General features: G+C 36.5%; 15 protein-coding genes. 6 read left to right on the top strand and 9 right to left on the bottom strand.

Annotation, left to right across the window (positions count from 1 at the left end):
- Window positions 1–181 precede the first annotated feature (181 nt).
- Window positions 182–577 carry an acyl-CoA thioesterase gene (locus NDQ75_RS12420; RefSeq protein ID WP_202029543.1) on the top strand — a complete coding sequence of 132 codons (396 nt, stop codon included), beginning with the start codon at window positions 182–184 and terminating at the stop codon, window positions 575–577.
- A 98-nt stretch (window positions 578–675) separates the two neighbouring features.
- On the opposite strand, the gene NDQ75_RS12425 is transcribed toward NDQ75_RS12420, so the two are convergent.
- From NDQ75_RS12425 to ribD, 3 genes are read right to left on the bottom strand one after another with little or no spacing between them, the layout of a single operon-like run.
- Window positions 676–1,293, bottom strand: coding sequence for an IMPACT family protein (locus NDQ75_RS12425; RefSeq protein ID WP_202029542.1), 618 nt, complete (start codon window positions 1,291–1,293; stop codon window positions 676–678).
- A 48-nt stretch (window positions 1,294–1,341) separates the two neighbouring features.
- Complete coding sequence (locus NDQ75_RS12430; protein ID WP_202029541.1) at window positions 1,342–1,965, bottom strand: HAD family hydrolase; 624 nt, start codon at window positions 1,963–1,965, stop codon at window positions 1,342–1,344.
- Between the two features lie 5 nt (window positions 1,966–1,970).
- Complete coding sequence (gene ribD / locus NDQ75_RS12435) at window positions 1,971–3,032, bottom strand: bifunctional diaminohydroxyphosphoribosylaminopyrimidine deaminase/5-amino-6-(5-phosphoribosylamino)uracil reductase RibD (protein ID WP_202029659.1); 1,062 nt, start codon at window positions 3,030–3,032, stop codon at window positions 1,971–1,973.
- A gap of 40 nt (window positions 3,033–3,072) precedes the next feature.
- Between ribD and NDQ75_RS12440 the strand changes: the two genes are divergently transcribed.
- A complete protein-coding gene (locus NDQ75_RS12440; protein WP_202029540.1) occupies window positions 3,073–3,549 on the top strand; it encodes a GNAT family N-acetyltransferase in 477 nt (158 codons plus the stop codon).
- 17 nt (window positions 3,550–3,566) lie between these two features.
- On the top strand, window positions 3,567–4,430 hold the full coding sequence (gene prmC / locus NDQ75_RS12445; RefSeq protein ID WP_202029539.1) for a peptide chain release factor N(5)-glutamine methyltransferase: 864 nt from the start codon (window positions 3,567–3,569) through the stop codon (window positions 4,428–4,430).
- A gap of 13 nt (window positions 4,431–4,443) precedes the next feature.
- Here the strand turns inward: prmC and NDQ75_RS12450 are convergent, their stop codons facing one another.
- Window positions 4,444–5,004, bottom strand: coding sequence for a PAS domain-containing protein (locus NDQ75_RS12450; protein ID WP_202029538.1), 561 nt, complete (start codon window positions 5,002–5,004; stop codon window positions 4,444–4,446).
- 109 nt (window positions 5,005–5,113) lie between these two features.
- Here NDQ75_RS12450 and NDQ75_RS12455 point away from each other — a divergent pair, with 109 nt between their 5' ends.
- Together NDQ75_RS12455 and NDQ75_RS12460 are read left to right on the top strand one after the other, a co-directional pair.
- Window positions 5,114–5,479: a hypothetical protein gene (locus NDQ75_RS12455; RefSeq protein ID WP_202029537.1), complete on the top strand. Its 366-nt coding sequence runs from the start codon at window positions 5,114–5,116 to the stop codon at window positions 5,477–5,479.
- Between the two features lie 145 nt (window positions 5,480–5,624).
- Window positions 5,625–6,095, top strand: a complete 471-nt coding sequence (locus NDQ75_RS12460) for a hypothetical protein (RefSeq protein ID WP_202029536.1) — start codon at window positions 5,625–5,627, stop codon at window positions 6,093–6,095.
- Between the two features lie 90 nt (window positions 6,096–6,185).
- Here NDQ75_RS12460 and NDQ75_RS12465 read toward each other — a convergent pair whose 3' ends face one another.
- Window positions 6,186–7,397 (bottom strand): RsmB/NOP family class I SAM-dependent RNA methyltransferase, encoded by a 1,212-nt coding sequence (locus tag NDQ75_RS12465; protein WP_202029535.1) that lies wholly within the window; start codon window positions 7,395–7,397, stop codon window positions 6,186–6,188.
- Window positions 7,398–7,481: 84 nt separating this feature from the next.
- Between NDQ75_RS12465 and NDQ75_RS12470 the strand changes: the two genes are divergently transcribed.
- Entirely contained in the window at window positions 7,482–8,516 is a 1,035-nt protein-coding gene (locus NDQ75_RS12470) for a WD40/YVTN/BNR-like repeat-containing protein (RefSeq protein ID WP_202029534.1), read from the top strand.
- Between the two features lie 39 nt (window positions 8,517–8,555).
- Here NDQ75_RS12470 and NDQ75_RS12475 read toward each other — a convergent pair whose 3' ends face one another.
- From NDQ75_RS12475 to NDQ75_RS12490, 4 genes are all read right to left on the bottom strand, one after another.
- Entirely contained in the window at window positions 8,556–10,394 is a 1,839-nt protein-coding gene (locus NDQ75_RS12475) for an ABC transporter ATP-binding protein (protein WP_202029533.1), read from the bottom strand.
- A 199-nt stretch (window positions 10,395–10,593) separates the two neighbouring features.
- Entirely contained in the window at window positions 10,594–12,312 is a 1,719-nt protein-coding gene (locus tag NDQ75_RS12480; protein ID WP_202029532.1) for a phospho-sugar mutase, read from the bottom strand.
- 69 nt (window positions 12,313–12,381) lie between these two features.
- Window positions 12,382–13,368: a glycosyltransferase family 2 protein gene (locus NDQ75_RS12485; RefSeq protein ID WP_202029531.1), complete on the bottom strand. Its 987-nt coding sequence runs from the start codon at window positions 13,366–13,368 to the stop codon at window positions 12,382–12,384.
- A 39-nt stretch (window positions 13,369–13,407) separates the two neighbouring features.
- Window positions 13,408–13,920 carry a DUF4199 domain-containing protein gene (locus tag NDQ75_RS12490; RefSeq protein WP_202029530.1) on the bottom strand — a complete coding sequence of 171 codons (513 nt, stop codon included), beginning with the start codon at window positions 13,918–13,920 and terminating at the stop codon, window positions 13,408–13,410.
- Window positions 13,921–13,960 lie beyond the last annotated feature (40 nt).

Raw genomic sequence — 13,960 nt, forward strand, 5'->3', positions numbered from 1 at the left:
TAGTTAGTCAGGTTTGGCAGTGAATAGAATTATAGAAATCGACTACCGATTTAGATTAAACAAATATGTGAACAAAAAACTGAAAAAAAAAATGAAAGGTGGTTGAATTTATACTTTTTTTTTCGCATGATTGTTAACTTTCTGTTCATACTTTCTTAACACTTGTAAAATACATTTTTTAATGGAAAAAACAAATAAAATTAACATAAGAGTTCGCTACAGCGAAACCGATAAAATGGGTGTAGTTTATCACGGAAATTACGCTCAATACCTTGAAATTGCGCGTGTTGAGTGGTTAAGGAAGTTCGGCGTGTCTTACCGATGGATGGAAGAGAATGGGGTGATGTTGCCAGTAGTCTCCCTACAGATAAACTATAAGAAATCCGCGCGTTATGACGATGTTTTGACGGTGCAGGCAACCCTTAAAAAGAAACCTACTGTTAAGATTGAATTCGACTATTATATTTTCGATGAAAATGGCGAAATTCTGGTTGAAGCGAACACGGTTTTAGCATTCATTGACAGCAACACTTTTCGGCCAATTCGTTGTCCAGATTATATCCTCAATAAATTATAGAATTCACTGCTTTTATGTCTGGAAAATTGTGTTTAAAATGCCTTTTTTTATATAAAACACGTAATAAATAGAATATATGTTTTATTGTTAAAGGTTTTCTACGAATTATCCAATTCTTTTACTTCAATTTCGTAAAAGGGCTTAAAGGCTTCAATAACCTGCTGGGATAGGCTCTTTCGAATGCTGACCGTTATTTCGCAGGAAAGATTCATTGTCTGGTCAACCAGTTGTAAGTTTCTTTCTTTTATAATGCGCATTACATTATTCATGTGCTTGTATTCGAAGGAGATTAAAAAGTGGGTATCTACTGTCTTTTCAATTATTTCAGATGCTTCAAGACTCATTTGCGCTGCGGTTTTATAAGCGTTTATGAGTCCGCCAACGCCCAACTTAACCCCGCCGAAATAACGTACTACCACAATCAATACATCAGTTATATCAAAAGATTGAATTTGTCCATAAATTGGCATACCGGCAGAGTTGGAGGGTTCGCCGTCGTCGTTGGCGCGAAAAAGTATGTTGTCTTTTTCAAAGCCTAACTGCCATGCATAACAGTGGTGGCGCGCACTGTTATGTTTGTTTTTAATTTCTTCAAGATAATTTTTGGCGTCTTCTTCGCTTTCAATAGGAAATGCATAACCGAAAAATTTACTACCCTTGTCTTTAAAAAGAACTTCGGAAGAAGGTTTGGCTATGGTATTGAAAATATCTGTCAAAGTTTTTAGTTTAGTTGATAACGAAATTCGAAGTTATTAACACTTTCGTCAAAATAATAAGTCTTTTTGAAATAATTCGGTGACGTCTTCATTTTCGGGGGTCAAATTCCAAGTATGAAGTCCTAATTTACGGGCAGTAGCAATATGTTCGGCTGTATCATCTACAAATAGTGTTTCTTCAGCTTTTAAATTGTTTTCATTTAAAACAAATTCGAAAATATCGGCATTGGGTTTTCTTAAATTGATTTCGTGGGATAAGTAAAATTTTTCAAAACAGTTTTTGAAACGATCATAGCGGTCTTTACTAATATTTTTTATTACCTGTTCGATGTGAAGTGCATTGGTGTTGCTAAGTAAAAACAATCGGAAATTATTTTCTTTTGCTAACTTTTCTATAAACTCCATTCGGTGTGGAGGGAAATTTAAAATAATGCTATTCCAAATTTTTTCAATACTCTCGGTAGTTTCCTTCGGAAGAAATTGCTGGTATCCATTTATAAAATCGAGAGAAGTGATAGCGCCTATTTCGTAATTTTCATTTAAACGAATCATTTCTTCAGTTAAAATAAAGTCGGGATACTTTTCTAAAATTGCACTGGTAGTCGCCGGTTTATCAAGATCGATAAAAACGTCTCCGAAATCGAAAATGATATTTTTAATGGGCTTTTTCATATCGGTTACAACTTGTTTGAATAGATTTTTAAAACATCTTCGCCGAGCTGTTTCTTTTCAAGTAGTTCTTTATTCGGTAATTTGGGTGATGGTGTACCTTTATCAAATAGAACATTTCCGGTGAAAACTCTCGCTTCATCCCAAAGATTCGCATCTATAAAGGTCTGTAAAGTTTGGCCACCGCCTTCCACGATAAGACTTTGAATATTATGCTGATAAAGTTTTTCTACAATTTGTTCCGCCAAGCGATCTTCAAAATCAACCGATTCAAAAGTAATCTTGTTGAAGTTGGCTTCGGGTAGTGCCGTTTTTTTGTCTGTTATAAAAATAGTTTCTTCCGTATCGTCCCAAACATGCGATTCTTTTGGAGTTCTAAGGTTTCTGTCTATGACAATGCGGGTAGGGGAATTCCCTTGCCAATCCCTACTGTTTAGTTTTGGATTGTCTTTAACAACTGTATTTGTTCCTACTAAAATTCCGTGTTCTTCGGTGCGCCATTTATGCACCAATTGTCTAGAAAACGCATTGGTTATCCAAATAGGTTTGCGCTCTTGGGAAGTAATTGGTTTCGGACTCAAAAACCCGTCATCGCTTTGCGCCCATTTTAAAATAATATAAGGTCTTTTCTTTTCAATGAAAGTTAAAAAACGCTTGTTGGATGCTTTACATTCTCCCTCTAAAACACCGATAGTAACATGGTGACCAGCTTCCATTAATTTTTGTACACCGCGACCGCAAACTTTATCATGAGGGTCTAAAGTGCCAATTACCACATTTGGAATGTTGTTTTTAATGATTAAATCGGCACAGGGAGGAGTTTTTCCGTAGTGGGAACAAGGTTCCAAGGTTACATAAATAGTAGCCTTTTTCAGTAAAGAACGATCTTTAACCGATTGGATGGCATTCACTTCAGCGTGGTTTTGTCCTGCCGGACTCGTATATCCCTCGCCAATAATTTTTCCATCAGCAACAATAACGCATCCTACCATAGGATTTGGATAGGTGTTGCCAAGTCCATTTTTGGCCAGTTCAATGCATCGTTTTATGTAGATTTCATGTATCTTCATCCCGAAAGGCAAAAATACTATTAAAACATTGTAATAATCCATGAAAATAAGAGAAATTCAGCCAAAAGACAATGAAAGAATGGCTGAGATTGTGAGAGAGGTTATTGTAGAGATGGGAGCACCAAAAGTGGGAACAGCTTACGAAGATGTGGCTCTGGAAGATCTATATAAAACCTACCAGAAAGAGAATTCGGTGTATTATGTTTTGGAAGAAAACGGTGTGATTTTAGGAGGAGCGGGAATCGCTCATTTAACGAATGAGAAAGAAACTGTTTGTGAGCTGCAAAAAATGTATTTTTCCCACGGAGCCAGAGGCAAAGGATGGGGCATGCAAATGATGAATGTTTGCTTGGAAGCAGCACGGGAGTTTGGTTTTAAACAATGTTATATTGAAACCATGCCTTATATGACGGATGCGCAAAAACTGTATAAAAAGGCAGGTTTTTACTATATAGATGCCCCAATGGGCAATACGGGGCACTATTCATGCCCTGTTTGGATGTTGAAAGATCTTTAGGAAGAAACAGGAATAACATGAAGTTAGGGGAGTTAAGACAACAATTTCGAGAGGAGCTGCAAAGTATTTATAGAATAGAGGAGGTAAATGCTTATTTCAATTGGTTGTGTGAGCACTATTTAGATTATAAATCTTTTGAAGTAGTTCAAAACATTCAAACTGTTTTATCCGATGAAAAAATATCGGTGTTGCAAAAAGCGTTGGCAGACCTTAAGAATGAAAAACCTATTCAGCAAATACTGGGCAAGGCTTATTTTTATGGTCTGGAATTGATGGTAAACGAACATACTTTAATCCCGAGACCAGAAACAGAAGAATTGGTAGATTGGATTATAAAGGATTTTAAAGGAGCTGAACGTTTAAATATTTTGGATATTGGAACAGGCTCGGGGTGTATTCCCATTGCTTTGGCTAAAAATATTCCAAATGCAAGGGTTTGTGCAATAGATATTTCTGAAGAAGCTCTAAAGGTGGCAAAAACAAATGCAAAGAACAATAACGCACAAATAACTTTTGCAAAAGCAGATGTGTTAAATATTGATAAACTGAAGGTAATTTTTCCACATATTCAACATTTTGATGTTATTGTTTCCAATCCTCCTTACGTTCGCGAATTGGAGAAATCTGAAATGAAAAATAATGTGCTGGTTTACGAACCTGCCACTGCGCTTTTTGTAACTGATAACGAACCTTTAATTTTTTATAAAAAGATTGCGAAATTAGCCAAAGAAAATCTGTCTAGCCAAGGGGTTCTATATTTTGAAATCAATCAATATTTGGGCAGGGAAATGCAGAGCCTCGTACGGGAACAAGGTTTTAACAACATTATCCTGAAGAATGATTTATTCGGTAACGAGCGCATGTTGAAAGCTCAAAAATAAGCTAATAAGCTTTCTACACAACTTCCCTTTCCAATGCTAAATAATGAGTGGTTTGTTCGCTGTACAATGGAAAAATTTTGATTTCACATTTGTACGGTGTATTGTCCTTTTTGTAATTCACAATTACTTCTTTAAAAGGAGTGTCCTCTAAAAGTTGTTTTTTAAAGTTTTGCCTAGAACTTTCAGTTGTGCCTTCACCTTGTAAAAATTTAGGATTTTTATTGATGGCGAATTTTTTGGAATAACCCGTCATGGAAACAAAACCATCGTTTACCCAAACAATATCCTGTTCGCTATTGGTTACAACAAGGGCTTCATAATCATTACTATTAAAAATTGATGGGATGTCGTTTCTCCAACCAAATTTTTCAGCAAATGCCTGTATCTGTTCTATTTCAGCGGATTTTTTCAAACCTTGTAATCTTTCCCAATGGAAAAGGCTAAAAAAGTCCCAACTCACCAGCGGCATACTTTTAATAGAGGATAAATCAAGCGCTGTTGTAATTTTTTTTTCTTTTTCCAGTTCAGGAAGGCAGATGTCCAAACACATCATGTTTTTTAAATCATTTTTCATGTTCTGTACAATTTACAAGGTAAAAAATGTCTGTTTAAAGGTTGGGTGTGTTTGGTAGATGTTTCAAATATAATGATTTTTCTTAATTTTAGAGCTCAAATTAAACTTTATGAAGAAAGTATTGGTTGTAGGGTTGGTAATCGTTGGAGCAATAGTTTCTATTTATTACGTGACTAACAATGAAAATAGTTGGTCTACAAAGGAAACTTTGGAAGGGTACGATAGCGAAAAGGCAGCAGAGGAAACTCCGGTAGAATCTTTCAAAAATACAGCGCCTCAAAAATCAGCAACTGGGAATGGACTAAATCCTGCCCACGGACAACCCGGCCACCGCTGTGACATCGCAGTAGGGGCACCTTTGACATCGCCTTCTAGCAATTCACTATTGAATACTGCGCCTAAGCTTAATCCTGAACACGGGCAGCCTGGTCATCGATGCGATATTAAAGTTGGAGACCCACTTCCAGCTACTTAGTGGATTTATTAAAATTAAATAATTTTCCTTCCGAAGAAATTAGTAAAATAGTGAGGTTTTATTAAATAAATAAACGTCTAACTTGCTGTTATGTAACGATATAAAGTTGTATATTACATGTAATTATCAACAAAATTATATCAATATGAAAAAGTTAGTTTTAGCAGTAATGGCTTTTGGAGCCATTGCCCTTTCCAGTTGCGATGCAACCAAATCAGCTTCTGATTCTGCTTCCAGTATGTCCAATCAAGCTTCCGGAGCCATGGATGATGCTTCCGACCAAATGGACAGCGCTTCGGGTCAAATGGCCGATATGTCTTCAATGAGTACGGATGAAATGAAGTCCTACCTTATGAATAACGAAGATGCTCAGGAAAAGTTGAAAACAGAGTTAATCAATAATAAATCTGAAGTTCAGAAAAAAGCGATTGATTATGTAAAGACAAATCCAGAAGCCAAATCGCAAGTAGCTGGTTTTTTGAAGAAAAATCCCGGCGCGAAAGGCAAACTATTGGAATATGTATTTAGCAATCCGGAATTAACCAACAAATTGATGAGTTACATAGGCAGTAACCCAGAGTTGCTAAAACAAGCGATGAGTTTAATTGGAATGTAGTCATGGTGTCAGACTGAGCATGTCGAAGTCTTTTCAGGTAAATGTTAATCCTTCGACAAGCTCAGGAAGACATTAGGCAGACGCCTAAAACTATGCTTTTTCCAATAAGGCCATGTAAAATCCGTCAAAACCAGATTCCGAAGCCAATATTTTTTTGTCCTTAACCAATTTGAAGTCTTTACCGTTTTCAGATTTTAAAAAGGCTGCTACTTGATTTTGGTTTTCAGAAGGAAGAATGGAACATGTTGCATAAACCATTTTTCCACCTGATTTTATCATTTTGGAATAGTCGTTTAAAATTTGCTGCTGGGTTTCTTTGATGTTATCAATAAACTCCGGTTGTAATTTCCACTTTGCATCTGGGTTTCTGCGTAGAACACCCAATCCGCTACATGGTGCATCAATAAGCACGCGGTCCACCGAATTATGGAGCTTTTTAATAACCTTTGTGGAATCTATTTCGCGAGTTTCTATATTATGAGCACCGTTTCTTTTAGCTCTTCTTTTGAGTTCTTTTAATTTGTTCCCATAGATGTCTAAAGCTATAATCTGCCCTTTATTTTCCATTTTAGCCGCCATGTGAAGCGATTTTCCACCCGCACCCGCACAAGCATCTACAACACGCATTCCAGGTTGAACGTCTAAAAATTCAGCTACCAATTGAGAAGAAGCATCCTGAACTTCAAACAGTCCGTTTTTGAAAGCTTCTGTTTTAAAAATATTACCTCTTTCCCTCAGTTGAAGGGCGTCTGGGTAACCTTTAATGGGCAAAGTCGCTATTTCTTCATCCATAAGGGCATCCTGCAAAGCATGTTTATTGGTTTTTAAAGTATTTACGCGAATTATAACTTCAGCTTGTTTGTTCAGCGCATTAAGCTCTTTTGTCCAAAGAGCTTCACCCATTTCTTTTTCACCTAGCGTATCTAACCAATCGGGAACAGATTCCCTGTATTTTCTTGTTTTAGAAAGCTCATCAAATCGACCTTTAATTCTTCTGTTGGGTGTACCCTCCAATTGAGGCCAATCAGGAAGTTTAATGCCTTTGAGTACTGCCCAAACAGCAAAAATACGCCATAGGTTTTCGCGATTAAAAGGTTCTTTAACTTCAGCAATCTCAGCATAAAGTCGTTTCCATCGTACAATATCGTAAGTAGTTTCTGCAATAAAACCTCTATCTCTAGCTCCCCATCTTTTATCACGTTTAAGGAGTTGTTCTACCACTTTGTCGGCATATTTCCCTTCATTAAAAATGAGCTGTAAACCATCTATAACAGCATAAACTAAATTTCTATGGAGTCGCATACGTTATTATTTTAAAAAATAATTGGGTGCAAAGGTATCGCTTTGTAAGCGATAAAAGTTATTTTTATACCAAATTATACGGTTTTGAAGAAAATATTGATTTTTTCCCTATTTGTTCTAGTTTCCTGCGGAAAGGAAAAATTTATTCCAAGTGATTTTAAAGAAGTAGTTGTAGAAGAAGTATTTACCGATTCGGTAAGTATTCGTGCCATTACGCTTATGCAAGGAAACGTTGGTTTTGCTGGTTCCAATAACGTTTTTGGTATTTATAATGTTGCTACGGATAAAGTGGTGACACAAAAAATGATGCAGGATTCTTTGGCTTTAGAATTTCGCGCAGTAGCTAGCACGGATACCGATTTTTTTATGTTAACAGTCGGAAATCCGGCTTTGCTTTATAAAACTGGGGATCGTGGAAATATGGAGTTAGTTTATCGGGAAGATGATGAAAAAGTGTTTTACGATTCTATGAAATTCTGGAATAACCAAGAAGGCATTGCCATGGGCGACCCTACGGATGCTTGTCTTTCAATAATAATTACTCGCGATGGGGGAAATACTTGGAGAAAACTTAGTTGCGATGTTCTGCCCGCCGGAGTAGAAGGGGAGGCCGCTTTTGCTGCAAGTGATACTAACATTGTTATTGTTGGTGATAAAACTTGGATTGCTACGGGTGGAAATAAAGCAAGGGTGTTTTTTTCGCCTGACAAGGGAAAAACTTGGGAGGTGTATGAAACCCCGATAGTGCAAGGAAAAGCAGCGCAAGGAATCTATACCATGGATTTTTATGATGAAATGAACGGATTTGTAATTGGCGGCGATTATACCAAACCAGATGAAAATTATGGTAATAAAGCCGTTACCAAAGATGGTGGCAAAACCTGGAAATTGGTTGCAGATGGAAGTATTCCAGGATACCGTTCTTGTGTGCAATATTTGCCGGGCCGTGAGGCAAAAGAATTGGTGGCTGTTGGATTTAAGGGAATTTCATTTTCAAACGACAGTGGTAATTCTTGGAAACAAATCTCTGATGAATCTTTTTTTACCATTCGATTTATTGATGATTCCACAGCCTTTGCAGCTGGAAAAAATAGGTTAGCTAAGTTGACTTTTAAGTAATGAAAAATTATTGAGATTTACTGTCCAATAATTTTTGTTTTATTCAAACGACTGCATTTCTACCAATTTTTGATAAACACCTTGTTTAGCCAGTAATTCTTGATGTGTTCCCTGCTCTACAATTTCACCTCTTTGCATAACCACAATGCTGTCTGCGTTTTGGATAGTAGATAAACGGTGGGCAATAACAATAGAAGTTCGGTTTTTCATCATGTTTTCCAATGCAAGTTGAACTAACTTTTCGCTTTCGGTATCCAGCGCAGAAGTGGCTTCATCTAAAATCATGATAGGCGGATTCTTAAGTACAGCCCTTGCGATGGATAATCGCTGTTTTTGTCCGCCACTCAATTTTCCTCCTGCATCACCGATATTGGTGTCGAATCCATTTGGGAGATCTTTAATGAATTCATAAGCATTGGCAATTTTGGCAGCTTCTTCAATTTCAAGGGGAGTAGCATTGGGTTTCCCTATTCGGATGTTGTTGGCAACCGTATCGTTGAATAAAATGGAATCTTGGGTTACAATACCCATAAGGCTTCGCAAACTTTTTATGGAAATATTTTTGATGTTGATGCCGTCTATGGAAATGCTTCCGTTGTTAACATCATAGAAACGCGTGACCAAATTGGCGATGGTGCTTTTTCCACTTCCGGATTGTCCCACAAGAGCGACCGTTTTTCCTTTAGGAATTTCTAACGAAAATTGTTTTAAAACCAATTCTTCTTCATACTTAAAATCGATTTTATCAATGCTGATTTCTTTGTCGAAAGAAGTTTTATCAACCGCATTTGGAGCGTCCTTAATGGTGTTTTCAGTTTCTAGAAGCTCAAGGATACGTTCTGCGGCTCCATTACCCCTTTTTAAGCTATAACTAGCTTTGGAAATGGATTTTGCTGGCGTAAGGATATTATAGGCTAGCGTTATGTATCCAATAAAAAAACTGGCTTCCATACTTTCATCTACAAAAACGAGATAACCTCCGTAAACCAATAAAACACCAATTACAATAATACCTAAAAGTTCACTCATTGGCGAAGCCAGATTTTGGCGGTTCAGTACGGCATTGGAGTATTTATAAAAACGATCATTGGAATTTGAAAAACGTTTGCTAAAAATGCCTTCTGCAGTAAAAGCCTTTATTACACGAAGTCCGGACATGGTTTCTTCTAAAATAGAAAGAAACGTTCCCTGTTCCTGTTGAACTTTGACCGATTGTTTTTTTAGGGATTTCCCTATGGCGGAAATAATAAAACCTGCTACTGGAATAAATATAAATACAAATAATGTGAGTTTGGTGCTAAAAGCAAACATGAAAATTAATGAAAAAACGATGGTGAGGGGCTCTCTAACAATCATTTCCAATACTGAAAGGATAGAGTTCCTTACTTCTTCTACGTCACCGCTCATTTTTGAAATAGTGTCTCCTTTTTTCTTTTCGGAATAAAATGAAAGTGGAAGAGAGACTATTTTATCATACATTTTAGTCCGAATGTCTTTAAGCACTCCATTTCTTAAATAGGTGATGTAAAACATGGCTAAATAGTTGGATAAGTTTTTCAGTAGAAAAAGAGAAATGATTACTCCCACCATCAACATTAAAGCATAAAAACTTCCACGCTGTTCAATCAAATCAGAAAGATAATAGTTGAGATAATTCTGTCCGTAGTCTTTAATGTTAACAAGTGTGTCTACGAATCCATTGTACTCGGGCTTTGTAGCTACAATTTTCTTGTCATTAAATATAACTTTTAAAACAGGTACCAAGGCCACGAAAGACAACGTGCCGAAAAGGGCATAGAGAATGTTAAAGAAGATGTTTAGGTAAGCAAACTTTTTGTAAGGCTTAGCAAAACGAAGTATTTTTTTAAAGTAGTTCATTCAAAAAAAATATGCTGAGTAATCTATATTATGGGCAACAAAGGTAAGTTTAATTATTAAAAATAAGTCGGCCTAGGAAATTAACTATTACGATTGTCATGCTGAGCCTGTCGAAGTGAAATAAGTTTAATTCTTAAGGGTCTTCGACAAGCTCAGACTGACATTAAAACCAGGCCTGTTTTAATTCTATAAAAGTGATTTAGCCAATCTTTAGTTCAGCAATAATCCTATCTATTTTTTCGTCCATTTTGGCAACAGCCTGATTGTAATTGGAAACGCTGTCCAATTCCCCTTTTACAGAGAAATAGAATTTTATTTTTGGTTCTGTCCCGCTGGGTCTGGCCGCTATTTTTGTTCCGTCTTCTGTGTAATAAATTAAAACATTGGATGAAGGGATATCAATATCTTCTTTATCCCCTGTAAGCAAATTAATGCGGGTAGCACTGAGGTAATCTTCCAAATAATTTACTTTTGAACCGTCGATGGACTTAATTGGGTTTTCACGAAGGTCGATCATCATTTGTTTGATTTCATCGGCTCCGGAAATTCCTTTTTTGGTCAACGAAATAAGTTTCTCACGATAGAGTCCGAATTCCTCGTAGCATTTTAAAAGATCTTTGTAGAAAGAACTTCCTTTTGCTTTCGCATCCGCAGCAATTTCGCAAGCCAATAGGGAAGAGGTAACTGCATCTTTATCACGAACAAAGTCGCCTACCATGTACCCAAAACTTTCCTCACCGCCACCAATAAATTCTTGCATTGGAAAATCTTTAATCATCTTAGCAATCCATTTAAAACCTGTCAAGGCTTCTTTGTATTCTACATGATAGCTTTTTGCCAAAGTTTTCATCATTGGCGTGGAAACAATGGTCGAAGCAATAAATTGATTGCCATTAATGCGGTCTTCTTTTTTCCATTTTTCCAGGAGAAAACGCGTCATTAAAACCATGGTTTGGTTTCCATTTAACAATTCCATTTCTCCGTTGTTATTTCTAACGGCAATTCCCAAACGGTCGCTATCGGGATCGGTACCAATAACCATATCGGCATTGATTTCGTTGGCTTTTTTAATGGCCATTGCCAAAGCTTCGGGTTCTTCTGGGTTGGGAGATTTTACCGTTGGGAAATTTCCGTCAGGTTTAGCTTGTTCCTCAACAACATGAACGTTCTTGTAACCCGCCCGCTTTAAAACTTCCGGTAAAACAGTAATAGAAGTTCCGTGAAGGGAAGTGAAAACAATAGAAAAATCGTTTTTGCCTTTCGCTCCAAAACTTCCATTTTCAACTGAAGCTTCAATAAAAGCTTCATCGACTTCTTTATCAATATATTTTATTTTGCTTTCTTCAGAATTAAAATTGATGTTTTCAAAAGAAAGACTTTCTATTTCCTTTATAATTTCATTATCCTGCGGCGGCACTATTTGTCCGCCATCCTTCCAATACACTTTATAACCGTTGTATTCGGGTGGATTGTGGGAAGCGGTAAGCACAATACCACATTGGCAATCTAAATGCCTAACTGCAAACGAAAGCTCTGGTGTGGGTCTTAATTCAGAAAATAAAAATACTTTAATACCATTGGCAGAAAAAACATCGGCTACCACCTTTGCAAGCGTATCGCTGTTGTGTCGGCAATCGTAAGCGATAACAACTTTTAATTCTTCATTTGGAAAAGACCTTTTTAGGTAATTGCTTAGACCTTGCGTGTTTTTACCAAGTGTATATTTATTGATTCTGTTGGTGCCAACGCCCATAGTTCCTCGCATACCGCCAGTTCCAAACTCTAGGTTTTTATAGAATCGCTCGTTAAGTTCTTCAGGATTGTTATCAATAAGCTCTTGAACTTCTTTTTTGGTGTTGAGGTCAAAAAAATCAGTTAACCAAGCTTCCGCATTTTTAAGTATTTTTTCTGAATTCATTGTGTGAATAGTTGTTTTTCTTAAAGTTACTCAAGAAATGGGAATTAATCCCATGCTTAAGATGAAAATTTATTCGGGTTTTGAAATTTCTATAGTTTCCGTAGAAATTTTTGGCTGAACAGTTTCTAGGATTTTATATCGTTTTTCCTGTTTTTTAGATCTAAGGATAAGTTCTCCCAAAAAGCCAGCAATAAATAATTGCGTACCAATTACCATAGCGGTAAGGGAAATGTAGAATTGTGGCCGTTGGGTAATTAATCGGCCATAAGGCGAGAAAAAAAGCTTATCGATGCCCAAATATATAGCGAAACAGAACCCGATGATAAACATTAGAACACCCAGCGCTCCAAATAAATGCATAGGTTGTTTGCCAAATTTTGAAATAAACCAAATGGTAATAAGGTCTAAAAAGCCGTTTATAAAACGTTCCATGCCAAATTTTGTAGTACCATATTTTCGGGCTTGGTGTTTCACCACTTTTTCCTCAATGCGATTAAAACCAGCATTTTTCGCCAAAACAGGGATGTAACGGTGCATTTCGCCATGGACATCAATGGTTTTAATTACCTGATTTCTGTAGGCTTTTAGTCCGCAATTGAAATCGTTTAATTTAACTCCGGATGTTTTTCTCGCCGCCCAATTAAACAATTTTGAAGGAAGGTTTTTAGAAATAACCGAATCGTAACGCACTTTTTTCCAGCCGGAAACCAAGTCCAAATGATGCTCTTTTAATTGATGATAAAGTGCAGGGATTTCTTCGGGATTGTCTTGAAGATCGGCGTCCATAGTAATAACCACATCACCTTTTGCCATTTCAAATCCGGCGTGCAGGGCTTGTGATTTTCCGAAATTCTTCAAAAAACGAATGCCTTTTACATGTGTGCTTGTGGAGGCCAATTGCATAATGGTTTCCCAAGAATTATCGGTACTCCCATCATCTATAAAAATTATTTCATAAGAAAAACGATTGGATTGCATCACTTGCACAATCCAATCGTGTAATTCCTGTAAAGACTCTTGTTCGTTGAGTAGTGGTATAACTACTGATATATCCATTGGTGAAATTCTATCCTAAAATAAATTCAAAGATAGGAATTAGTATTCATTATTGGATTTTTTAAGAAAACTACCTGTAATCATGGATATGATAAAGCCTAGGAAAGCAAACCAAAGTATTGTAGAGAATATTCCAAAGAAACTTTTGCCTTTAGAAGGGGTGTCATTTAGCTGCTGCTCAATTGCTTCCCGGCTTCCAAACATTTCTCCCCATTCTAATAGCATTGTTACTTGGAAGTCTGGATCGACGTAAGTGTCATAAATAAATGATGAAATACTATAAATTATCCCAATCACAACCATCATAGTGATTCCGATTAATAAAGCTTCTTTTATGTTGAGGTATCCATCATTTTTCTTTTTCCATTTTTTTATAAAAATTGTAATTAAAATTATTTCAAGTATGAAACAAATTAAAAAAGTGGAATAATAAATTATGGGGTTAGGGGATAGTATTTTTGGAACTGTATCGATGACAACTCTGGCGGTACCAGCAAGAATAGCTGATGGTAAAACGAATTCTTTTATTATTTTTTTAGAATTACTTTCCATAAATTTGAAATTATATTTTAACAAAATTAGTAGCTTTTCC

Source organism: Galbibacter mesophilus, from assembly GCF_023721415.1.
Lineage (GTDB): Bacteria > Bacteroidota > Bacteroidia > Flavobacteriales > Flavobacteriaceae > Galbibacter > Galbibacter mesophilus.